Here is a 22,926-nt window from a genome sequence, read left to right as displayed (position 1 = left end):
CCGTCGGCGGGTCCTCCGGCAGAGAGCACGGGATGTCGTTCGAGCGCCAGGAGTCGCTGGGAGCCTTTCTGCGGGCGATGCGGGCCAGGATCGGCCCGGACGAGGCCGGGTTGCCGCACTACCCCGGACGTCGCCGTCGGGTCCCGGGGCTGCGCCGCGCCGAGGTGGCCGAACTCGCGGGCGTCAGCACCGACTACTACACGCGTATGGAGCAGGGCCGGGCGGGAGAGGTCTCGGCCGAGGTACTGGATGCGCTCACCAGGGTTCTGCGGCTGAGTCCCTCCGAGGCCGAGTACCTGCTCACGCTCGCTCGCCCGCCGGTCCGGTCGATCGTGACCCCGGAGCCGACCACCGCCCTCCGGACGATCCTGGACGCGGTACGGGCTCCGGCGTACGCGACGAACCGGCGACTGGACATCGTGGCCGCCAATCTCCCGCTCCGGCTGCTGATATCGCCGCCGGGCGGGCGTCCCGAAGCGCCGCATAACTTCGTGACCTGGACCTTTCTGGATCCGTACAGTCGCCGGCTGGTCTCTGACTGGGAGACGAGCGCGGCCGTCACCACGGCGGCACTGCGCCTGCAGACCGCCGCGGCCGCTGCCGACTCCGAGACGCGCGAGCTCATCGCGACGTTGCGTGCGCGCAGTGACGACTTCGTTCGGCTCTGGGACTCGCCCCAGGTGCCGGATGTGTGGCGTGGCCAGCAGGTGGCCCGGCACCCGTGGGCGGGGGAGTACCACATCGATTTCGAGACCATGGAGTTCCCCGGTGACGACAACCTCACCATGGCCGTGTACGCCCCCGTTCCGGGGACCGGGTCGGAGCTGGTCATCGACCGTCTGCTGCACCACTGGAGAGGCCCGGACGCCGGCCGTTTCTGGGACCTCACCGGTGCCGCGGAGGCGCAGGCGAGCTAAGCGGGGCGGCGGCGCCATCGCGGTGCCGCGCCGGCGCACTCCGTACCAGTGAGCGGAACCGCCGGCGGCATGGGCGGACCGGATTGGGCGGCCATGCCCGTGGAAGACGCGAGAAACCGGCCGTACGGCCGGCGAACGGAACTGGCGGCACTCGCCACGGCCATCGCCGAGCTGGAGAGCGGCATCGGTGGTGTCGTGCACATCGAGGGTGAGCCGGGCTCCGGCAAGACCACGCTGGCCACGACCGCGCTCACGGCCGCGGAGCGACGCGGGACCCAAGTGCTGTGGGCGACGGCGGACCGCCTGTCACAGCATGTGCCGCTCGCGGTCATGCTCGGCTGCCTCGGGGTGCGCGCCGATGCCGCCGATCCCCGCCGTGCGGAGATCGCCAGGATGCTCGCGATAGCGCCGCGCACGCTGTTCCCCGGCGACCAGGCGACGTACCAGACCGTCGCCGACGAGCTGATGGTGCTCGTCGCCGATCTGTGCGCCGACGCACCGACCGCCATCGTCATCGACGACATGCAGTGGATCGATGAGGCATCCATAGTGGTGTTCCATCGGCTCGGCCGCGCGGCGGGCCGGCTTCCGCTGTTGCTGGTCGGCATCCACGGCACCGCTCCGGGGCACCGGACGGGCGGGCCGTTCGGCGTCTCCCGCGGCGATGCCGGGCGCACGGTCGTGCTCGGCCCGCTGAACGAGGCGGAGACGGCGGCACTCATCGGTGACATGATAGGCGCACCGCCGAGTCCTGCCCTCGGCGCATGGACAGCGACCGCCATGGGGAACCCGCTGCACCTGCGGGAACTGCTGGAAGAACTGCTCCGGCAGGGCATGATCGAAGTCGGGGAGGGGCGGGCCGACCTGCTGCCGCCCGGCCGCGACCGGGTACCGCCCCCGCTCGCCGACGCGCTCGGTGGCCGGCTCGGCCTGGTGGCCGCGTCCGTCCGGCATGCCGTACGCACGGCCGCTCTGCTCGGCACGGTCTTCGCCGTCGCCGACCTCGCCGTGTTGCTGCAACGCCCGATCGCCGCGCTGGCCGAAGACCTGCTACAGGCGGTGGCGGCCGGCATTCTCGTTCCGGCGGAGGAACACCTGGCCTTCCGGCACGCGGTGCTGCACCAGACGCTGTACGACGCGGTGCCGGCCGCGGTCCGCGGCGTGCTGCACATGGACGCAGCTCGCCGCCTCGCCGACGCCCGCCGCGCCCCGCTCACCGTGGCCGAGCAGCTGATGCGGGCGGGTCGTGTCGATCAGCCGTGGGTGGGGCCGTGGTTGACCACCGCGGCGCCGGAGCTGATTTCGCGCGCGCCGCGGACGGCGATCACCCTGATCGAGCGGCAACTCGACGGGACGGACGGCGCGGCGGACGAACGAGGCGACCTGCGCGTGGCGCTCGTCCGCGCGCTGCTCGTCAGCGGACAGCCGGACAGCGCGGTGTCCCGAGCCCGCGAAGCCCTCGCGGTCGTGAGCGCCCCGGCGCGTCGCGGTGCGCTGTCGTGGCTGTTGAACCGGGCCCTGATCGCGGCCGGGGACATGCCGGAGGCGACGCGCACGCTCAGCGAAGCGCTCGACGAGCCGCAACTGCCGGCGATCTGGCGCGCCCGGCTGCTGGGCTCCCTGGCGATGGCGCAGCGCGCCGGGAACGGTCATCTCGACATCGCCGACGCCACCGCCCGCGCGGCCCTGGTCGAGGCCGAGAACGCCGGTGATGCCTTCGCCACCGCCTACGCGCTGGCGGATCTGTGGACCGGCCGGTCGGTGCGGCGCGATCATCCGTCCGCGTTACACCACATCGACCGGGCACTGGCGGTATTGGGTGACCAGCCGGACCATACGTTCCTGCGCATCCTCGCACTGCACAACCGGATGTTCACGCTCCAGAACCTCGCCCGGTGGGGCCAGGCGCGCCTGACGCTGCAAACCGCCCGCGACGTCACCCGCCGCGCCGGCCGGGTCGTCGGCAACGCGACCGGCATTCATGAGTCGGTGCTGCTCTACTGGCTGGGGGAGTGGGACGACGCGCTGGCGGAGTTGGCACCGCTCGACGACGACACGGCCGGCATCTCCTATGGCGGCCTGCGGGAACGCGGACCGCTGCTGCTGTGGCACGGCGTCAGCGCGCTCATCGCCGGGCGCCGCGACGACCGGGCCACCCACCGCGAACACCTGCGCCGAGCCGCAGCGCTGCCGGTGACGACCGTCGCGGACCGGGAGAACAGCGACTTTCTGCTGGCGGCGCGGGCGGTCGCGGCCGAGCAGGCGGGCGATCTGCGTGGCGCGACCGAGATCCTGGCCACGGTCCTCGATCGCACGCACGGCGAGATGACCCTCACCCACCAGTGGACCGCCGATCTGGTCAGGCTCGCCGCGGCGACCGATGATCGCGAACTCGTGGCGGCAGCGCTGCGCGACTGCCGGATGGAGGCCGCGGCCGAGGTGAGTCCCGGCCGCGCCGCCACCATGCTGCTGCGTGCCACCGGCCTGGCCGAGAACGATCCGGGCCCGCTAGACGAGGCGGTGGCCACCTACCGGGTGGCCGGCCCGCCCGTGGACCTGGCGGGTGCGCTGGAAGATCTGGCCGTGGTGCTCGCGGCCGTCGAGCGGGAGAGCGCCCGCGCCGCGCTGACCGAGGCGGTCGAGCTGTACTCCCGCTTCGGTGCGACCTGGGACGTGCGGCGGGCCGAGTCGCGCCTGCGGCGGCACGGCGTGCGGCGCGGAGTCCATGGGCGGCGAGCCGGGCGCGCCGTGACCGGCTGGGAGTCGCTGACCGACACGGAGCGGCGGGTCGCCTTCCTGGTCGCCGAGGGGAGTTCTACCGCGGAGATCGCCGCGGGCCTGTTCCTCGGCTCCCGCACGGTGCAGACGCACGTCTCCCGCATCATCGCGAAGCTCGGCGTGCGGAACCGGGCGGAGATCGTACGCGAGGCGTTACGGCATGAAACCCCACCGAAATGATCGTTTTCCGTCGATCGTTCGAGTGGCTGTGCTGACGGATGTCTTCGGCCCGCCGCACCGGCAGGCTGAGCGTCGAACAGCGGGGGGCGGCGATGACACAGACGATGCGTCTGACCGGACGGGCCGACGAGATCACAGCGATCCGGGAGCTGCTGCACGCCGCCACCGGGGGCCACGGAGGCGCGCTGGTCGTGCGCGGGCCCGCGGGCATCGGCAAGACGGCGCTGATCGGCGCCGCCCTCAAGTCCCACACCGACCTGCGCCGGGTGTCCACCGCCGGCACCGGTGCCGACACCGAACCGTACGCCGCCGTGCGCCGTCTCTGCATGCCGCTGCTGGACAAACCCACGCTGCTGCCGGAGGCGTTCCGCGGGCAACTCAACATGCTGTTCGGCACACAGCCCGGCACGGACCCCGACCCCTTCGCGGTGGGCCTGACCGTGCAGCGCTTCCTCGTGGCCCTGGCCCATACCCGCGGCGTCGTGGTCGTCGTCGAGGACGCGCACGCGCTGGACCCCGCGTCGGCTCAGGTGCTCGCCTTCGCCGCCCGCCGGCTGCGCTCCTCACGGGTGGCCATGCTGCTGGCACTGCGCGACGACGCCGCTCCGGCGGGGTCCGTGGACGGCGGTGATGCCGCCCTCATCATGCGTGAGCTGCCCGGTCTGACCCTGAGCGGTCTCGCCGACAGCGACGCCCGGTCGCTGCTGGACACCACGCCCTGGGCGGCGATCGACCCGGCCGTCCGCGAGCGCGTCGTGGCCGAGGCCAGGGGCAACCCCGCCGCCCTGCTGACGGCTCCGTTCGACAACCAGCCGGGACAGCCGGTCACCGTCTCCCGCGAGCCGGCGTGGGCGACCCGGGCCCGGCAGCGGTACGCGGCCATCGCCGGCGCCCTGTCCACTGCCGCCCGGACTGTGCTGCTGGTGGCCGCGGCGGAACGCTTCGGCGACCCGCTTCCCGTCTGGCGGGCCCTCGGCAACCTCGACATATCGCCGCCGGAACTGACCACGGCGGTCACGGACGCCGAGCAGAGCGGGCTGGTCTCCATCGGTGCCCAGGTGCGGTTCGTCCATCCGCTGGCACGCTCGGCGGTGTATCACGCCGCGCCGCCGTCGCTGCGGCGCGAGGTACACGGCAGGCTCGCCGACGCGGTGGGAGCCGACGCGGGACCGGACCGCGCATCGTGGCACCGGTCGCTGGCGGCATCGGGACCGGACGACCGCACGGCCGACGAACTGGAGGCCGCGGTGGAGACCGCCGGACAGCGGGGTGGCCTGCCCGCCGCCGCCTCCTTCCTGGAGAGCGCGGCGCTGCTGACCACGGATGCATCCCAGCGAGCCGTCCGCACGCTGGCCGCGGCGGACACGTGGGAGCGCGCGGGCGAGCCGGAGCACGCCCTCGCACTGCTCGGCCGGGCCGAACGGGCGCCGTTGCCGGAGGAACACCGCACCCGCGCCCAATCGGTACGAGGCCGGCTGCGGCGGGAGCCGCACCTGCTGCTGACGGTCGCCGCCACGGTGCAGGGGGCTTCTGCGTCCGAGGCCGTGCTCGACGCCCATGCCGCGTGGGTGCAGACCGACGGGTATGGCACGCCTCTGGCGGAGCACCCCGCGGTGGCCGGCCTGTGCCGGGCCATGCACGCGCGGGTCTCGAACCGCCCCGGCGATCTGCTGGCCCGGGCGTTGATCGACCGGCTTGCCGGCGACCGGGAGACGGCCGCGGCCGAGCTGGACCGGGCCGCGGCCGCGGTGCGGGAGCACCCGCGCACGGAGGACTCACGCGGACACCTGCTCTGGCTGGCCGCCGCCGCGGCGGCGGAGCGATGGGACGATGACGGCTGGCGCCTGCTGCTGGACCGGCACCTCACCCTGGCCCGAGCGGGCGGCGCGCACGCGTCACTTCCGCCGGCACTCTCCATGCAGGCACTCGCCGACATCGAGGCGGGCGTGCTGCATCCGTCCGTGGAGCCGGCCGGGCCGTCGTACGGGGAGATCGTCCTGGCCGCCTGGCGCGGCGAGGGTCGGCGTGTCCGTGCGATCGGTGCGCAGCTTCGTGGATATGGGACCGACCGGGCGGGGGGTGCCTTCCACCGCGCGGCCGATCACGCGGGCGCGGTGCTGGACAACGCCACCGGCGCGTACTCGAGCGCGCTGGACGCCGCCGGCCGTGCGCTTGCCGACGTTCCACCGGGATTGACCGCCCTGCTGCTGCCGGAGTACGTGGAGGCGGCCGTCTACGCCGGCCGCCCGGAACTGGCCGTGGCGGCACTCGACCGGCATCTGCCCGCGGCGGATGCGTCCCGGACCGCATGGGCGGCCGGTACCGCTGCCGCCTGCACGGCGCTGCTGGCCGTCGCGGTGGAGGCCGAGCCGTTGCATCGACGCGCGATCGCACTGCTGGACCGGGTCGGTCTGGGTATCCGGCATGCCCGCGCGCGACTGCGGTTCGGCGAGTGGCTGGCCGACCGGGGCCGTGCCGCCGAGGCCGCCGTGGAACTGGCCGCCGCGCGGGACGACCTGGCCGCCGCGGGCGCGCGGGCGTTCGCGCGGCGGGCGGCGCGGGCGTTGTCGCGGCTGTCCGGCGGCCATGGCGACAATCGGCTGCCGGATGTGCTGACCAGGCAGGAGCTGCTGGTGGCGCGCCAGGTCGCGGGTGGACTGACCACGCGCGAGGTGGCGGCGGCGCTCTACGTGAGCCCTCGCACCGTCGACACGCATCTGCGCAACGTCTTCCGCAAGCTGAACATCACGTCGCGCCGCGAGCTGTACGGGATGGAGCTGGCCTGAGCCGCCGGTGCCGCTCGAGCGGCACCGGCGGCGCCGGTCATTCCCGCGCTCCCAGCAGTTCCACCAGGCGGCCATGCGTGGCGGACAACGAGGTGGCCACGGTCGTCACCCCGGTGATCAGGAAGGCACCGGCCACCACGGCTGCGACCAGTGGCCACGGCACGGCCGCGATCGCGTCACCGGTCACCGCGGATGTGGTGGCCAGCGCGGCGACGAGCGTGCCGGCCGCGGCGATCCCGCCCAGGACTAGGCCCGCCGTGGTGACGTGCACGGACTCCAGCAGAGCGGTACGCACGACCTGGCCGCGGGTGAACCCCACCGCCCGTGCGGCCGCGAACTCACGGCGCCGGGTCGCCGCGCCGATGACCACGGAGTTGACGACGCCGATCAGCGCGTAGAGGCTGCCGAGCCCCATAACGACGACAAGCACACCGGTGCTGGTGGCGCTGCTGACCGCGCTGTCTCGGGCCAGCCACTCCTCCTGGGTCAAGACCTCGGCCCCCGATCCGGTCAGGGAGGCCGCGACCTGCTCCGGCGCGGTGCCCTCGGTGACGGAGACGAACGTGCGTACCGGAGCGTCGGCGAGCAACTCGGCGGGAAGCACGTCCTCGGGGATGAGCAGCGTGGCACCGCCGCCGATCGCGGACGGCACCTCCGCGACCACGGGCAGGGAACCGAGGTCCGTGTCACCCACCCGCACGCCGACGGTGTCGCCGGCGGCGAAGCCGTCGGCGCCCGGGCCACGGGCCACCGCACTACCAGCCAGCGCGCCGAGGCCGTCCCCGCTGCCCGGATGGGCCAGGCGATAGCCCGCCGGGTCGATCACCACGGCACTGGTCAGCCTGGTGTAGCGCAGCTCCCCGGAGCCGGTGGTCAACGCCACCGGTACCTCGGCCTCGGTGGACGCGCTTCGTACCCCGGGAACCGATGCGATCCGGTCCCCGATCGGACCGGTGGTCTCCACGACCAGGTCCGCCACCGTGTCGCGGCGGTGCTCCTGCCGACCGGCTTCGGCGAACGACGTCGAGGCCACCGCCTGCCCCAGCAGCAGGCCGGTGAGCACGATCAGCGGTGCCGCGGTCGATGCGCTGCGGCGGACGTCGTCGCGCAGGTCCGCTCCGGCCAACTCGCCCAGCACACCAACGGCACGGGAGGGCAGCAGCCGGGACACCGCGGGGACGAGGGCCGGACCGAGCAACGTGAACGCGATCGCGGCACACACCGACACGTTCATCGCCATCGCCTGCCCGCCGACCGCGCCGCCCACCGGGGACAGCCCGATGAGGGCGGCGGCTCCGGCGGCGAACAACAGACCGAAGCTCCACCGGCCGATGGTCATCACGCGGATGGTGTCGCCGGAGTCCCGCAGGGCCTCCAGCGGCCGGACTCGGGCCGCGCGGCGGGCGGCGAGCAGGACGCCCATGACCGCCAGCCCGATGCCAGTGCCGGCGGAGACGAACAGTATCCAGCCGCGCCATTGACCGGCGAAACCGTCCGGGACGAAACCCAGACGCTGGAGCAGCCAGGATTGCGCCGCCATCAGCGCCAGCCCGGCCGGTACCCCGGCCACCGTACCGACCGCGCCGAGCAGCACCGCCTCGCCGAGCAGCAACTGGCGCACATGGCCGCGGCTGGCTCCGGCCAGCCGCAACAGCGCGAGGTCGCGGCGGCGTTGTTCGACGGCGAAGGCGAAGGTGGAGCTGATGATGAAGACGGCGAGCAACGCCGCGAAGCCCAGCGTGACGGCGATCAACGCCACGGACGCCTCGGTGGCCGTGGCGAACCGCATCCGGGCGATCGGGGACGCACCGTCCGGTGGCGCCAGCGTTGCCGCGGAGATCAGTAACAGCAGCGAGGACTGCACCAACCCCACGCCGAGAGCCACCGTCACGGTGGCCCCGATGAACAGCGTCCACCGCTCACGAAAACCGGCCCAGCTCAGGCTCAGCATGTCAGCCCTCCAGCGCGACGAGGCGGTCGGCGACTGCGCGCACGTCGGCGCCCACCAGCCGGTCGGCGATGCGGCCGTCGCGCAGGAACACCACCGCGTCGGCGCGCGCGGCCGCGGCCGGGTCATGAGTGACCATGATGATGGTCTGGCCACCGTCGGCGGACCGGCGCAGCAGCTCCAGCACGCCGTGCGCGGCACGGGTGTCGAGCGCGCCGGTGGGTTCGTCGGCGAACAACACCTCGGGCCGGGTCACCATCGCACGGGCGATGGCCACCCGCTGCTGCTGCCCGCCGGACAGTTCCCGGGGCCGATGCCGGATCCGCTCGGCCAATCCCACCGTGGCGAGCGCATTGCGGACCTCCTCACGCGCCGGCCGCCGGCCGGCCAGCCGCAGCGGCAGGGCGACGTTCTGCTCCGCGGTCAGCGAGCCGATCAGGTTGAAACTCTGGAAGACGAAGCCGATCCGGGTACGGCGCAGCGCCGACAGTTCATCGTCGTTCAACGCGGTTATGTCGGTCTCGCCCAGCATCACCCGGCCGCTGTCGACGCGTTCCAGGCCCGCGGCGCAGTGCAGCAGAGTGGACTTCCCGGAACCGGATGGGCCCATGACCGCGGTCCAGGTGCCCCGGGCGAATGCGATGTCGATGCCGTCGGCGGCGCGCACCGCGGTGCTGCCGGAGCCGTAGACGCGGCTGACGCCGTGCAGCGCGACCGCCGTGTTCAGTGAGGTCATGAGTGTCCTTGTCACGTGATCGAAGGCTATGGCCGCACCCGGACGGCGACCATGAAGCGGACCCCCGAAATCCCGGTAGGGAGCGCCCTACCGGGCACGGCATGCCGAGGATCGCAGGGCCGCGGGCGGACCGGCTCGGTGAAAGTCGCCTAGCTTTCGTACCGCTGGCGGGTCGTCGGTGCCCGGCGCGATAGGTGAAAATCACCGAACCCGGCGGCGGCGCGGGCGGCGATAGTGAGAGGACGGGTCCGGGCGCGGGCCGTCGCCCAAGGAGGAGAAGTCATGTCCGCTGTCCTCACCGGCTCGCCGCTGAGCGGCCGGGTCGCCGTCGTCACGGGCGCCTCGAGCGGCATCGGTGAGGCGACCGCGGAACGGCTGGCGGCGCTCGGGGCCAGCGTGGCCCTCCTGGCGCGGCGTGCGGATCGGCTCGATGCGGCCGTGGCGCGCATCACCGATCGCGGCGGCACGGCCGTGGCCGTACCCACCGATGTCACGGATCGCAACGCGGTGGACCGGGCCGCCGCCGTGGTACGGGAGCGATACGGCACCGTGAATCTGGTGCACGCCAACGCGGGCGTGCAACTCGTCTCCGCGGTACACGACCTGGCGGTGGCCGACTGGGACGCCCAGATCGACCTCAACATCAGGGGCGTGATGTACACCGTCCAGGCCTTCGTGCGCGACCTGGAGACGGCGGCGACGGCAGGTGGCCCAGCGGATCTCATCTTCACCTCGTCGATCGCCGGTAGCCGGGTTCTGGAGAGGTACCAGGTCTACGCCGGCACCAAGGCGTACGTCAGCCATCTCGCGCGGCAACTGCGCACGGAACTCGGCCCGGCGAGGGTACGAGTCAGCGCGGTGGAGCCGGGAATGGTGGACACCGAGTTCACCGACCATGTGGCGGATGCCGACGTGGCCCGGTTGAGGGCGGACCTGGTCAAGCGGATCGAGGTACTCCAGGCCGAGGACGTCGCGGAGGCGGTGGCGTTCGTCGCCTCGGTGCCCAGGCACGTCAACGTCGCGGCGGTGACGATCCTGCCGACCGAGCAGGTCATCTGACCCGGCCCGTGTGATCCACCGTACGCCGGCAGAGCATGTCGCCGGACGTCTCGTCCTCATAGCCTTACCCGGGTGACGAGCGCCTGGTCGGACGCCGATGGGCGAGGCTTCGTCGGTCGGTACCAGGAGAGAGCCACGCTGCTTGCGGTGCTGTCCGATGCCGCCGCGGGCAAGGGCGGTGCCCTGATGGTGCAGGGTGGTCCGGGCATCGGTAAGACCGCGCTGTTGCAGGCGGCGCTCGACGGCGTGCCCGCGCTGCGGGTGCTGCGGGCCGTCGGCTCGCAGTACGAGATGGAGCTGCCGTTCGCCACCCTGCACCAATTACTGTTTCCGCTGCTCACCATGCTCGGCGACCTGCCGGGGGTGCAGGCCCGCGCGGTCCGCGTCGCCCTCGGCATGGAGTCCGGCGGCCCGGCCACCACGCCGTTGATCAGCTTCGGTGTGCACAGCCTGCTCGCGGTGGCCGGCGGCGAGACGCCGCTGGTATGCGCGGTGGATGACGCTCACTGGGCGGATCGGGCGTCGGCCGAGGTGCTGGGTCTCGTCGTCCGGCGGCTGGCACGTCTGCCGGTGGCGTTCGTCGCGACGGTGCGCGATCCGGTGCCGGCCTTCGCGGGGTTGCCCGTGCTGCGGCTGCCGGGCCTGACCCCGGAGGAGTCTCGTGCGCTCCTGAACGGGCATCTGCGTACCCCCATCGATCCGTCGGTCCGGGACCGTATCGTCGCGGAGGCGCAGGGTAACCCGCTCGCCCTGCTAGAGTTCCCGACCGCCGGTGCCGGTGGCTTCCGGATACCGCTGGGCGGGCGGTTGCCGCAGACGCTGGAAGCGGGCTTCCAGCGCCGGCTCGCGGCGCTGTCACCGGGTGCGCGCCGATTCGCCCGGCTCGCCGCCGCGGACCCCACGGGCGACCCGGCACTGGTGCGCCGTGCCGCCGACACGCTCGGCCTGCCGCGCTCCGCGATCGCGGAGGTGGAGGCGACCGGTCTGATCGAGGTGGGTTCCCCGGTTCGGTTCCGGCATCCGCTGGTGCGGTCGGCGCTCTACGAGGACGCCGGTCCGGGCGAGCGCCGCATGCTGCACGCCGCGCTCGGCGAGGCGACCGACGCCGGCGTCGACCCGGATCGCCGTGCCTGGCACGCCGCCCAGGCGGCCACGAGCCCGAATCCGTGGCTGGCTACCGAGCTGGAGCGGCTGGCAGCGCGTGCGCACGCGCGGGGCGGTCTGGCCGCGTCCGCCGCGTTCCTCAAGCGGGCGGCCATGCTGACCCCGAGCCGCCGGTTGCGGGCGCGGCGACTGCTCGCGGCGGCGCACGAACATCGGGAGATGGGCGACCGGGCGGCCGCCCTCGACCTCGTGGCGCTGGCGGAGGACGCCCATTCGGACGAGGCGCTGCGGGCGGAGACCTCGGTGCTGCGGGCTCGGGTGCTCTTCGATCGTGCGCGGAACGAGGGAGCGGTGCGGGCGCTGATCGCGGCGGCCAGGCGTGTCGGACCGGTCGATCCGGTGCTCGGCCGCGATGTTCTGCTGGACGCGCTGGCCGCGGTGACCTTCCTCGGCCGGTTCGCGGATGCGCAGTTGTTGCCCGAACTGGCGGCGGAGGTGCGTGCTCTCCCAGCGCCCGAGGGCCGGGAGCGGCCCGTGGATCTGCTGCTGAACGCGTTGGTGACTCGGGTGGAGCACGGCGGCTGGCCCGATCCGGCGGTGCTGGGCCCGGCGATCGACGCCTACGTGCGGGACGTCCGCGACGGGGCCCGGCAGTTCGGCCTCGGCGAATTGTGGCTGGTGTGCAGCGCGGCCGAGGACGTGTGGGACGACGCGCACTTCCTCGAGGTGGCCGAGCGGCAGCTTCACTACGCCCGGGACAGCGGCGCGGTGGTCTCCCTGCCGGTCGCGTTGAGTTATCAGGCATTGGCGCACGTGCACCAGGGTCGATTCGATGAGGCGCAGCGGCTGGTGGATGAGGCGTACGGGGTCTCGGCGGACATCGGTGCGCCGCACATGGTGTACGTGGACGTCACCGTCGCGGGTTGGCGTGGCGACGAGGCGCGGGTCCACCGGCTCAGCGAGAGCGCCGTCCGGGATGCCGCCGCCCGGGGTGAGGGCCGACTGCTGACCGCGGTGGAGTACGCCAACGCGGTGCTGTTCAACGGCCTGGGCCGGTACGCCGACGCCGCTGACGCGTGTCAGACGTCGGCGCGGCTCGACGAACCGAGCTTTCCGCCCTGGGTCTTCCCGGAGTACGTAGAGGCGGCCGCCCGGTCGGGGCGCCTGGCCGAGGCCCGGGAGGTAGTCGTCCGCCTGGAACGGCGCGCCGCGGAACTCGACAGTGAGTGGTGTACCGGCGCGGCGCTGTGCGCCCGGGCGTTGGTGACGGACGATCTGGCCGCCGCGGACCTCTATCGGGAGGCGATCGCGCGGCTGGCGCGTACCAGGGGCCGGATCAGGCTCGGCCGGGCACGGCTGCTCTACGGTGAATGGCTGCGCCGCAACGGCCGGCGCCGGCAGGCGGTGACGGAGCTGACGGCGGCCCGCGCCCTGTTCAGCGAGATGGGGGCGCACGCCTTCGTCGCCCGGACCGATCGAGAGCTGCTGGCCGCCGCGCCAGGACGCCGGACGACGGGGCTGTCGGAGCGGGAGGACGTCGTCGCCCGTCTGGTGGCGGGCGGGGCGACCAGCCGGGAGGTGGCGGCCGCGCTGCAGATCAGCCCGCGCACGGTTGACGCTCACCTGCGCAAGGTGTTCACCAAGCTCGGTATCACCTCCCGCCGCCAGCTCCGGGATCGGTATCCGGCGGGAGGCTGACCTCGGGTGGTGGCTGCGTTCACGGGGCGGCGGTCTCGTAGATCGCGCGCAGCCAGGCATCGGCCAGCGCGGTCACCCGTTGCCGGTCGGTGAGATCCGGGCCGAGGCCGGCCACCGCGGCGTAGAGGTTGCGTTCCGTCATCCAGGTCAGGGTGGTGGCCAGCGCGCGGACATCCGCGCCGGGCGGTGCGACGCCCGCGGCGCGTTCCTTGGTTATCTGGGTGGAGGCGGCGTCGATGAACCGATCGAGGAGCTGGCCGTACGCCCGTTCCACGGCGGTGTGCAGGCGCACGGCCTCGGCCGCCTCGCGCATCACGACGGCGTGCCGGCGCCAGAGCGCGAGCATCTCGGTGAAGTGCTGCTCGCAGGCCTGCCGGGGGGTGAGCTCGGCCGGGCGGTTGATCCATAGCCGGTCGGCGGTGTCGAACTGGGTGGCGAGAACCCGTTCCAGGAGCGCGGCGAGCAGTGCGTACTTGGAGTCGAAGTAGAAGTAGAACGCCGGGCGGGTGACCTGCGCCCGTCTGGCGATCTCATCGATGGTGATGTCCCGCAGCGGTTTCTCCGCCAGCAGTTTCTCTCCCACGCCGAGGAGGCGGGCGTACCGCAGGTCGCCTTTGGTGGGACCGCGTCGCCGGCTCTCCACCGGTGTGTTCGTCATCCACCCTCCGTTCCCTGGGCAGGGTATCAGGAGCATTTTTGACGCGCGTTGATTTTTTTTGACACGTGTTCTACGGTGGTGCCCGCCGAACGCACCCGAGCGGTGCCGACGCCGGTGGCCGGACCGGCCGCCGACCGAACCTGGGGGGTGGACGAAGACATGAGCGTGCCGAAGGACGTCGGTGCGACGTCGCTGATCGTGGCCTACGCACGAGCTCAGGAGACCCGTCGGCCAGACGCGATCTTCCTCGACAGATGGGCCGAGGTCGCCGTCCGCGCGGCCACCGCACAGCCCGAAGGGCCCCTGCCCCGGATGGGCTTCGCCCGCGAGGACGACCCGTCGCCCTTCTGGCGCGACTTCACGACCTACCTTGCGATGCGCACCGTGTTCTACGACGAGCACATCCTCAAGGCGTACGCGGACGGCGTACGACAGGTGGTCCTGCTCGCGGCCGGCCTGGACGCCCGGGCGTGCCGGCTCGGCCTGCCGCCGGACACCACGGTCTTCGAGGTCGACCACGCCGACGTGCTCGCCTTCAAGGAGCAGATCCTGGCCACGGTGGGGGAGCCGACGACCTGCCCGCGTGTCGTCGTCGCGGCGGATCTGCGGGAGGACTGGCTCGCGAAGCTGACCGACGCCGGCTTCCGGCCCGGCCTTCCCGCCGTCTTCGTGGCGGAAGGACTGCTGATGTATTTCACCCCGGAGCAGAGCGACGACCTGCTCCGCGAGATCACCGCGGCATCGGCGCCGGGTTCGCGGTTCCTCAGCGAATATCCAGCGCGCCAGCCAACCGAGGACTTCCTGTTGTCCCGCTGCGCCGACGACATCGATCGCGCCGCGGCGGCCGGCCTGTCCGCTCTGCTCAAGAGCGGCCCCGCCGTCGAGCCGTCCGGCTGGCTGACCGGCTACGGATGGAAGCCGGAGGTGACCGACGTCGCGTCGCTGGTGGCGGAGCTCGGCCGGCCGGTGCCCGCGATGGTCGGCGATGCACCCGACGCGATCACGGTGTGGCTGCTGGCCGGGTCGCGTGGCTGAGCCGGCCGCCGGGCCGGCGACCAGCACCGCCGTCGCCACGGTGGCGGTGGCGATCCGGGTGACGAACGCGCCGCGGTGTGCGCATCCGTGCGCGGCCGGGTGCCGGGCGACCGTCTGCCTGCTGCTGGCCCTGTGTGCGATCGGCACCGGGTTCGCCTCCCTTCTGCTGCCGGGCGTCACCGCCAGCTCACCGATGGCCTGGGTGGTGGTGTGGATGGTCGTGGCCGGCCTGGCGGAGGCGGTGACCGCCGTGGTGGGCGGCCACGCCCTGCCGCAGCCGGTGACCGTGCTCCCCGGGGCGGCGCTGCTGAGCTGCCTTCTCGTCGCCCGGCCCGAGTGCGGTCCGTATGCGCTGGCCGTGACGTTCACGCTGCTCGCCGCGGTCTACGGCTGCTCGCTGGCCGTCGCGGTACGGCTCGTCGACCGGCCGGCGAGGCCGGTGCCGCGGGATCCGGGGCGGTACGTGGTCGCCGGCCGTCAGGCGGGCGGGCCGATACGGCGCGATCGTCGCCGTGCGATGAGCTCGCGGTGCCACGAGGCCGGGTCCCTTCTCCGTGCGGCCAGTGAGCCGGCGCAGCCGCCGGGGAGGCACCAGCCTCTCGGCCGGATGATGGGAGCGCTTCCGTGAATCTCGCCTAATCTCGGCGACCGGCGTCCGTCCGGGCCTTTGCGCAGGCCGGCCGCGCGAACCTCCGATCCGTGGCGCACGCTGCGGTCATGCGGAGGGTGGCCGGTGACCATGTTCTCCCGGGAGAGAATATGGTTCTCGGTATGTGCTGCCCGACGAAACGAGGATGGCCGGAGTTCGCGTCCATACGCCACGGCCGCGTCGTGGCGCTCCTCATCGGCGGTGAGGTGGCCGGTGGACCCGCTTCGCGCGTGGCCCGGCGGCACCTGCCTCGTACGGCGGGAGTGCGGTACCGATGAGCGGCGATTGCACGGCCCCGCGGATGCGCGAGCAACTGGGCTTCTATGTGCTGGGAAAGCTGGACGAGACGGAGAGCCTGGCCGTCGAGGAACACGTGGCCGAGTGCGCCGCTTGCCGGGCGCAGCTCGACGAGCTGACCGATGTGCTGCCGGCCCTGGGCGGCGCGCCCCTCGCCGACCTGCGGGGCCTCCACCACGCCCAGACGACGCACGGAGGGCTGGCGGCACGGACGGTGACGGCTCCACCGGGCGGGACCCGGCGGCCCGCCTTTACGGACTCCGCCGCCGGTCCGCCGCGGAGCCGCGGCCGGCGCCGGCGGTGGGCTCCGGTGGCGCTCGTCGGCATCCTCGTAATCGCGCTCGCCGGAATCTCCGCCCTGGTGCTGTGGCAGCCGGGTCGGCACGTACCGAGGCTCGTCGACTCGGGCAGCTCGGCATCGGCGGCCCCGGCCACACCGAGCCTGTCCGTCACGGTCGCCGACGGCCCGGCGGGCGCCACCGTGCGCTGCACCCTCTTCGGCCTGACACCGGGGATCAGGTACGCGATCCACGCCACGCTCCGGAACGGCCGGACGATACCGCTCGCCGAACTGGCCGGCCTGCCCGAGGTGCAGAAGGCGACCGGTGAGGTCCCGGCCGCGCCGGCGGAGGTCGTCTCCGTCACGGTGACCGACCCGGCCGGCGCTGTGGTGACCTCCGCGTCCACCGCCGGCGGGTGAGCGTCGGGCCTCGGCGCGGGGTCAGATGCTGCTCACCGCTGGTCACCGCCCCGGCGCATCTTGGCCGAACGTGACGAATATTCGCTGGTGGCGTGGCATATCGACCGATGATCGCGATCGGATCCACCGGTGCCGGGCGTGCTAGCAAGGAGCGATGGACGATCTAGCCGCACGCGAAGCCGCCGCCGACGAGGTGGTGGAACTCTGCCGGGACCTCATCCGCATCGACACCACCAATACCGGTGACAGCCGCACGAGCGCCGGTGAGCGGGCCGCCGCGGAATACGTGATGGAGAAGCTCGCCGAGGTGGGCATCGAGCCTGTGGTCTACGAGGCCGAGCCCGGCAGGACCAATCTCGTGGCCCGGATACCGGGCGCCGATCCGTCCCGTGGTGCCCTCCTGGTCCACGGCCACCTGGACGTGGTTCCCGCCGACCCGGACGAGTGGTCGGTACATCCGTTCTCCGGGGAGATCCGGGACGGCTTCCTGTGGGGCCGCGGCGCGGTCGACATGAAGGACTTCGACGCGATGGTCCTGGCCGTCGTGCGGCAGTGGGGCCGTTCCGGCTACACGCCGCCGCGCGACATCGTGCTGACCTTCACCGCCGACGAGGAGGCCGGCGGTGTGGCCGGTTCCCGGCGCCTGGTCGCCGACCGGCCCGAACTCTTCGACGGCTGCACCGAGGCGATCGGCGAGGTGGGCGGGTTCTCGTACACCGTCTCCGACGAGTTGCGGCTCTATCTGGTCGAGACGGCGCAGAAGGGCATGGACTGGCTTCGGCTGCACGCCAGGGGCCGGCCGGGTCACGGCTCGATGATCAATGATGACAACGCGGTTACGACACTGGCCGAGGCCGTGGCCAGGGTGGGCCGTCACCGGTTCCCCGTGGTGATCACGCCGACCGTGCGGGGCTTCCTGGAGGAGGTTACCGAGTTGCTCGGCATCGAGTTGGACCTCGACGACCCGGAGAAGGCGATCGCGAAGCTCGGACCGATCGCCGGCATCGTCGGCGCCACCATCCGCAACACCGCGAATCCGACCCGGCTCAGCGCCGGTTACAAGGACAACGTGATTCCCGGCCGGGCGAGTGCCACCATTGACTGCCGCACGCTCCCGGGAGAGGAGGAGCGGCTCCTGCGGCAGTTGCGGGACCTCGTCGGCCCGGAGATCGAGATCGAACACGTGGGCCGGCAGGGCGCCCTGGAGACCACGTTCGACGGCAGCCTCGTCGACGCGATGGCGGCGGCACTGCGCGCCGAGGACCCGGGCGCGCGTGCCGTTCCGTACATGCTGTCGGCCGGCACCGATGCCAAGAACTTCCACGAACTCGGCATCCGATGCTTCGGTTTCGCGCCGCTGCGCCTGCCACCCGATCTCAACTTCTCCGCGCTCTTCCACGGCATCGACGAACGCGTGCCGGTCGACGGGCTGCGGTTCGGTGCGCGGGTCCTCGACCGGCTGTTACGCAACGCCTGACCCGCGACGACGGCGCCCGCCGCCGTCGCCGTCCCACCGGCCACCATGGCCGGTGGCGTCTGCCGCGGTGTTCCCGGTGACGCGTCTGCCGTGTCGCCGGGGGGTACACCCCACCCATGATCGACCGGCTGGCCGCATCGTCGGCCGGCGTTCGATAGCGCAGGCTTGTCATTGTTCATCGCACAAGGCGCCCGAAGGGCGTATCCGAAGGAGAGACTTCGTGTTCCAACGTCATAGGGCCCCGCGGCCCGCGCCGCACACGCGCCGGGTGACCGCGGTCCTCGCCGCCGCCGTGGCCGTGACGGTCGCCGCCGGCATCGCCGGCTCCGCGCCGACGGCCGTGGCCGCCACCCCGGCCGACGCGGTGCAGCGGGACCTCAACCGGCTGATCAGTGACGGTTTCCCCGCCGCGATGGCGGCCGTTCAAGGCCGCGGTGGCCGCGTGCGTGACTACACCGCGGGGGTCGGTGACCTGGCCAGCAAGGCCAGGGTGCCGGTCAACGGCCGGTTCCGGGTGGGCAGCACCACCAAGACGTTCACCGCGGTGACCGTGCTCCAGCTCGTGGGTGAGGGAAAGGTGGGTCTCGATGAGCCGATCGAGACGTACCTGCCCGGCCTGGTCCGCGGCGACGGTATCGACGGTCGGTCGATCACGGTGCGGCAGCTACTGCAGCACACCAGCGGCCTGCCCAACTACACCGCCATCATGGGCGGGGACTGGTTCGGCATCCAGCACCGCTACTACGAGCCGTACGAACTGCTGAACATCGCGCTCGCCCACCCGGCCGGATTCAAGCCCGGGACCCGCTGGGAGTACAACAACACCAACTACCTTCTCGCCGGTCTCATTATTCAGCGGGTGACCGGTCGGCCGCTGGCGGAGGAGATCACCAACCGGATCATCCGCCGGGCCGGTCTGCGTGACACGTACTTCCCGCCAGTCGGCGAGCAGGAGATCCGTGGGGCGCACCCGAACGGTTACCACCGTCCTGCTCCCGGCGCACCGCTGCGCGACATCACCGACCTGGACCCGTCTTGGGCATGGGCGGCCGGACAGATCGTCTCCACGCCGCGGGACATCAACGCGTTCTTCCGGGCGCTGCTGGGCGGCAAGCTCCTCGGCACCGCGGAACTGGCGCAGATGCGTACCACGGTGGAGGCGCCGGGCACGTGGGCCGGTGCGCGGTACGGTCTCGGCCTGTTCAGCACGCCGCTGACCTGTGGCGGTCTGGTCTGGGGCCACGGTGGGGACATCCCCGGCTTCGAGAGCCGCGGCGGTGCCACGGACGACGGCCGAGCGGTGACCGTGGTCGTCACCGCGCTGCCGGAAAGTGAGCCGGCCGCACAGCACGTCCTCGACGCGGTGGACACGGCCCTCTGCCGATGAGCCGGCCCGGGCCGGGGCGCGCCGCATGTCCGGCGCGTCCCGGCCCGGATCACGCTGCCGGCCGGTTGTGTTGTGCCCATAGCTGGTCCGCGACGTCCGCGATGCCGGCGCGCAGATACCGCTTCAGGGTGCTCAGCGACATGCCCAGACGGTACGCGTCGCGCTCGCGACAGCCGTCGGGTTCCAAATAGGACGCCTCGACAACGGTACGGCGCATCATCCGCCGATGGGTGCCGCCGAGTTCCCGGATGGCCGTGGCCAGCGCCCTGCGAAGCGCGTCGACCTGATCGGCCTGGGTACGCGCCTTTCCCGTCAGCCGGGTACCGATCAGCGGATTTTCGGCCAGGAGGGCGGGATTGTGCCAGTCCCGCAGCGCGTCGCGCACCGCCGCGTCGAACCGCGGCCGGGTCAGGGTCACCGGCGGTGGTGGCGTCGGCTGGTCGAGTAGGCGATCGACGAGGCGATCGGCCCATTCCTCGGGAGGGATCGCGCGCCAGTCGTGCGCGAAGCCCGCCCCCTGCTCGCCGTCGAGCCGGTGATGGCCGAACAGCCGCAACAACGGTGCGGCCGGCCCGCCCCGTGCCAGATGGGTGAAGGACCAGGCGATCGCCCGGTCCTGGAAGGCCGACATCGGGATGCGCGCCAGCAGCAGATCCTGTGCCGCGGACGGTGCGTGCTGGCGGGGTGGCAGAACGAACCGGTGGACGGCGATGCGATCGCCCTGCTCCAGCGGCCGCTCCCGCTCGACGTGCTCCCAGACCGCTCGCACGAACGGGTCCGCGCGTACCTCCATGGGACTCCGCCGGGACAGCTCCAACTGGGCGATGAAGCCGACCGGCCGGCCGGCCGGAGCATCTCGGTAGACGAGGAACGCTCGGGGCTGCCGGTGCAGCCAGAACTCCACGATGGCCGCCGAGTACCCGGCCTCCGCGGCCATCCGGTGCAGGTGCGCGTGGTCGCCGGGACGGTAGCCGTCCGTCTGGACACCAGCGTGGTCACTCCACGCCATCAGACGGCGGATGCCGGGGTCCGAGCGGCGCAGGTAGATCGCCTCGATCAACGACAGCAGTGCCGTCGTGCCACTGGCCTCCGCGACGCGGGCCATCAGACGGTCGCCCACCTGCCGGGCGGTGGCGAGCGCCCGCACGGGATCTCGCCACCGAAAATCATTGGTGATCAGCTCGCGCAGGCTGTCGTGCAGCCGTAGCCCTCGCTCCCCGGCCTCGACGTAGGGCTGCCGGCGGAGCCACGCGAACAGGCCCGGTGCGTCGCCGGGGCAGGTCTCCCGCAGCAGATGTTCGGTCGTGTGCACCACCAGCGCGGCGATCTCCAGCGCACGCCGATGCGCCGAGGACGGCACGTCACCGATGAGGTCCCTGAGGACCCATCCCGATCCGGGACGATACCCGATCCACGCCTCCGGACGGTCCGGCTCGCGCATCGCCGCGGTGCAGCCGATGGTGAGGGGCAACGGCAGGCCACCGGAGAAGCGGAACAGTGCCTCTCGATGGCCGGATGGTACGTGGCACCTGGCCATCAGCTCCTCGGCCTCGTCCCGGGAAAGGGCGTTGAGCCGCAGCACGCGAAGCCCGTTGATCCAGGCGGGGTCGGTCTGCCACAGCACACTCGGTGGCCGGCTGCCCGCGATCACGACGATCGTGTCCGCCGGCAGCCGTTCGAGGAAGCCGCGCCACAGCCAGTCCTCCAGCGCGTCGCACACCTCGAACCCGTCGATCAGCAGCGCGCGCCTCTCGCGGAACGCCTCCGCCGCCGCGGCCTCGAAGGCCTGCGGGTCGGGCCGCAGGTGGTGACAGTCCACGGTGACCACCTGCCGTCCGGCGGTGGTGGCCTCCTGCCCGAACCGGCGTAACAGGGCCGACTTCCCGCTACCGCGGGCTCCGTGCACGAAGAACACGGCTGGACCGGTGTAACCGGGATCCAGTGCGGCTCTGAACAGTCCGAGTTCCCGCGTGCGGCCGACGAAGGCGCGGTCGCGCGCGGCCTGGATGTGGTTCCCCAGGCTCTGCGAGCCCACGGAGCACACGCCGGTGATCGACTCGTTACAGGTAGTGCTCATGATCGCCTTGTCCGGTGCGGATGGGCAGGGCGCACCGGCGGGAGACGACCGAGCCGGGGTGAACGGTTCACGAGCGCGATGATCACCTGCGATCAGGGCCTGGCCTTTCGAGTGGTTACGGCCGGGCGGAGTCTCGCACTGAACCCCCGAGAGGAAGGGCGAATGTGCGAATCTCGCTGTTGAGCATCGGCAGCCGTGGCGATGTGCAACCGATGGTCACCCTCGGTGTCGAACTCGTCGGCCGCGGACACGACGTGGTGCTCGCCGTGCCCGACGATCTGGTGTCGTTCGGCCTGCGGGCGGGCGTGCCCACCGTCTCCGCGGGCGTCAACGCCCGGGAGTTCCTGCAATCTCCGGACGGCCAGCGCTGGCTGGCCGCGGGAAACGTGCGGCAGTACCTCGCCGGAGCCGCTCGTAAGCGCGCCGAGTCACTCGACAGCATCCACACCGCGCTGCTGGCCGCCACCCGCGATGCCGACGTGATTGTGACCGGGCGGCTCACCGAGGACGACGCGGCCACCATCGCCGAGTGGGCGGGCGTGCCGCTGGTGTGCCTGCACTACGCACCGTGGCGACCCAATCCGGCGCTGCCGTCCTACTTCGTCAGCACGCGGCGGCTGCCCGCGGCGGTCAACACCCTCACCCATCGGGTGGCCGGGCGGGCGCACTGGAAGGCGTTCGGCCCCGGCGTGGCCGCGCTGCGCCGGCGCCTCGGGATGGCGCCGTCGTCGGAGCCGACCCCCGAGCGGCTGCGGCGGATGGGCAGCCCGGAGGTGCAGGCGTACAGCCCGGTACTCGTGCCCGAACTGGCCGGCTGGTCTCCGCGCCGCCCGTTGGTCGGGTTTCTGTCACCGGACCCGGCTGCCCGCCGGCGACTCGGCATGGCCGGCATCGACCCCGCATTGCGGGCCTGGCTGGACGCGGGAGACCCGCCGATCTACTTCGGCTTCGGCAGCATGCCGGTCGCCGACCCGCGTACCACCCTGGACATGATCCGGCGGGTGAGTACCACTCTCGGCCGGCGCGCCCTGGTCGGCGCGGGATGGAGCGAGGTGACGGAGGCCGGCGACGACGACGTCCGGATCGAGGGTGAGCTGGACCACGCCTCCGTGTTCCCGCGGTGCCGGGCCGCCGTGCACCACGGTGGGGCGGGCACCACCTATGCCTCGATCGCCGCGGGGCTGCCGACCCTGGTCTGCTCGGTCTTTTCCGACCAGCCGTTCTGGGGCGAGCGCCTGCGCCGCCTTGGGGCCGGTGATCGCCTGCGGTTCGCCGACCTCACCGAGCAACGCCTGCTCCGCGGCGTGCAGCGAGTGCTGGCCGGAACGTACCGGGACCGGGCCGCCGAACTGGCCGCACGACTGCACGCGGAGGGCGAGGCCGCAGCCCGGGCCGCCGACATCGTGGAGAAGGCCCGATGACGCCGCGTCGATGAACCGT

Annotated in this window: 15 protein-coding genes; 11 read left to right on the top strand and 4 right to left on the bottom strand. The window is 72.6% G+C overall.

The genetic code is table 11. From position 1 onward, the window contains the following. The first annotated feature begins 32 nt into the window (after nucleotides 1-32). The 3 genes from J2S41_RS20450 (at nucleotide 33) to J2S41_RS20440 (ending at nucleotide 6,661) form a co-directional block, all read left to right on the top strand. Nucleotides 33-917: a helix-turn-helix transcriptional regulator gene (locus J2S41_RS20450; RefSeq protein ID WP_310369537.1), complete on the top strand. Its 885-nt coding sequence runs from the start codon at nucleotides 33-35 to the stop codon at nucleotides 915-917. 99 nt (nucleotides 918-1,016) lie between these two features. Further along, a complete protein-coding gene (locus tag J2S41_RS20445) occupies nucleotides 1,017-3,875 on the top strand; it encodes a helix-turn-helix transcriptional regulator (protein ID WP_310369534.1) in 2,859 nt (952 codons plus the stop codon). Nucleotides 3,876-3,967: 92 nt separating this feature from the next. Beyond that, complete coding sequence (locus tag J2S41_RS20440) at nucleotides 3,968-6,661, top strand: helix-turn-helix transcriptional regulator (RefSeq protein WP_310369532.1); 2,694 nt, start codon at nucleotides 3,968-3,970, stop codon at nucleotides 6,659-6,661. Between the two features lie 37 nt (nucleotides 6,662-6,698). Here J2S41_RS20440 and J2S41_RS20435 read toward each other — a convergent pair whose 3' ends face one another. Both J2S41_RS20435 and J2S41_RS20430 read right to left on the bottom strand, forming a co-directional pair. Continuing rightward, complete coding sequence (locus tag J2S41_RS20435; protein WP_310369531.1) at nucleotides 6,699-8,612, bottom strand: FtsX-like permease family protein; 1,914 nt, start codon at nucleotides 8,610-8,612, stop codon at nucleotides 6,699-6,701. Between the two features lies 1 nt (nucleotide 8,613). Then, a complete protein-coding gene (locus J2S41_RS20430; protein WP_310369529.1) occupies nucleotides 8,614-9,345 on the bottom strand; it encodes an ABC transporter ATP-binding protein in 732 nt (243 codons plus the stop codon). Nucleotides 9,346-9,627: 282 nt separating this feature from the next. Between J2S41_RS20430 and J2S41_RS20425 the strand changes: the two genes are divergently transcribed. Beyond that, complete coding sequence (locus J2S41_RS20425) at nucleotides 9,628-10,404, top strand: SDR family oxidoreductase (RefSeq protein ID WP_310369527.1); 777 nt, start codon at nucleotides 9,628-9,630, stop codon at nucleotides 10,402-10,404. A gap of 72 nt (nucleotides 10,405-10,476) precedes the next feature. Then, nucleotides 10,477-13,206 carry an ATP-binding protein gene (locus J2S41_RS20420; RefSeq protein WP_310369525.1) on the top strand — a complete coding sequence of 910 codons (2,730 nt, stop codon included), beginning with the start codon at nucleotides 10,477-10,479 and terminating at the stop codon, nucleotides 13,204-13,206. Between the two features lie 19 nt (nucleotides 13,207-13,225). Here J2S41_RS20420 and J2S41_RS20415 read toward each other — a convergent pair whose 3' ends face one another. Then, complete coding sequence (locus J2S41_RS20415) at nucleotides 13,226-13,864, bottom strand: TetR/AcrR family transcriptional regulator (RefSeq protein WP_310369523.1); 639 nt, start codon at nucleotides 13,862-13,864, stop codon at nucleotides 13,226-13,228. 159 nt (nucleotides 13,865-14,023) lie between these two features. Between J2S41_RS20415 and J2S41_RS20410 the strand changes: the two genes are divergently transcribed. The 5 genes from J2S41_RS20410 to J2S41_RS20390 all read left to right on the top strand — a co-directional run bounded on the left by J2S41_RS20410 (nucleotide 14,024) and on the right by J2S41_RS20390 (nucleotide 19,409). Further along, on the top strand, nucleotides 14,024-14,899 hold the full coding sequence (locus tag J2S41_RS20410) for an SAM-dependent methyltransferase (protein ID WP_310369521.1): 876 nt from the start codon (nucleotides 14,024-14,026) through the stop codon (nucleotides 14,897-14,899). After that, nucleotides 14,892-15,527, top strand: a complete 636-nt coding sequence (locus tag J2S41_RS20405; RefSeq protein ID WP_310369519.1) for a hypothetical protein — start codon at nucleotides 14,892-14,894, stop codon at nucleotides 15,525-15,527. Before J2S41_RS20410 ends, J2S41_RS20405 begins: the two co-directional genes overlap by 8 nt. A 322-nt stretch (nucleotides 15,528-15,849) precedes the next feature. Next, nucleotides 15,850-16,545: a zf-HC2 domain-containing protein gene (locus J2S41_RS20400; protein WP_310369517.1), complete on the top strand. Its 696-nt coding sequence runs from the start codon at nucleotides 15,850-15,852 to the stop codon at nucleotides 16,543-16,545. Between the two features lie 154 nt (nucleotides 16,546-16,699). Continuing rightward, a complete protein-coding gene (locus J2S41_RS20395) occupies nucleotides 16,700-18,022 on the top strand; it encodes a M20/M25/M40 family metallo-hydrolase (protein WP_310369515.1) in 1,323 nt (440 codons plus the stop codon). Between the two features lie 220 nt (nucleotides 18,023-18,242). After that, a complete protein-coding gene (locus tag J2S41_RS20390) occupies nucleotides 18,243-19,409 on the top strand; it encodes a serine hydrolase domain-containing protein (protein WP_374728140.1) in 1,167 nt (388 codons plus the stop codon). Between the two features lie 49 nt (nucleotides 19,410-19,458). Here J2S41_RS20390 and J2S41_RS20385 read toward each other — a convergent pair whose 3' ends face one another. After that, entirely contained in the window at nucleotides 19,459-21,486 is a 2,028-nt protein-coding gene (locus J2S41_RS20385) for an AAA family ATPase (RefSeq protein WP_310369513.1), read from the bottom strand. A gap of 164 nt (nucleotides 21,487-21,650) precedes the next feature. Between J2S41_RS20385 and J2S41_RS20380 the strand changes: the two genes are divergently transcribed. Next, the gene (locus J2S41_RS20380; RefSeq protein WP_374728139.1) at nucleotides 21,651-22,907 is read left to right on the top strand and encodes a glycosyltransferase; all 1,257 of its coding nucleotides are present in this window, start codon (nucleotides 21,651-21,653) and stop codon (nucleotides 22,905-22,907) included. Nucleotides 22,908-22,926 lie beyond the last annotated feature (19 nt).

This window comes from Catenuloplanes atrovinosus, from assembly GCF_031458235.1.
Taxonomy (GTDB): Bacteria; Actinomycetota; Actinomycetes; order Mycobacteriales; family Micromonosporaceae; genus Catenuloplanes; species Catenuloplanes atrovinosus.
This window is presented reverse-complemented; position numbering and strand designations above follow the sequence as displayed.

Bases quoted from the DNA above. Each gene is read 5' to 3' on its own strand.
- J2S41_RS20430 (WP_310369529.1), bottom strand. From the start codon at position 9,345: ATGACCTCACTGAACACGGCGGTCGCGCTGCACGGCGTCAGCCGCGTC.
- J2S41_RS20385 (WP_310369513.1), bottom strand. From the start codon at position 21,486: ATGAGCACTACCTGTAACGAGTCGATCACCGGCGTGTGCTCCGTGGGC.
- J2S41_RS20410 (WP_310369521.1), top strand. From the start codon at position 14,024: ATGAGCGTGCCGAAGGACGTCGGTGCGACGTCGCTGATCGTGGCCTAC.
- J2S41_RS20440 (WP_310369532.1), top strand. From the start codon at position 3,968: ATGACACAGACGATGCGTCTGACCGGACGGGCCGACGAGATCACAGCG.
- J2S41_RS20425 (WP_310369527.1), top strand. From the start codon at position 9,628: ATGTCCGCTGTCCTCACCGGCTCGCCGCTGAGCGGCCGGGTCGCCGTC.
- J2S41_RS20400 (WP_310369517.1), top strand. From the start codon at position 15,850: ATGCGCGAGCAACTGGGCTTCTATGTGCTGGGAAAGCTGGACGAGACG.
- J2S41_RS20415 (WP_310369523.1), bottom strand. From the start codon at position 13,864: ATGACGAACACACCGGTGGAGAGCCGGCGACGCGGTCCCACCAAAGGC.
- J2S41_RS20435 (WP_310369531.1), bottom strand. From the start codon at position 8,612: ATGCTGAGCCTGAGCTGGGCCGGTTTTCGTGAGCGGTGGACGCTGTTC.
- J2S41_RS20395 (WP_310369515.1), top strand. From the start codon at position 16,700: ATGGACGATCTAGCCGCACGCGAAGCCGCCGCCGACGAGGTGGTGGAA.
- J2S41_RS20450 (WP_310369537.1), top strand. From the start codon at position 33: ATGTCGTTCGAGCGCCAGGAGTCGCTGGGAGCCTTTCTGCGGGCGATG.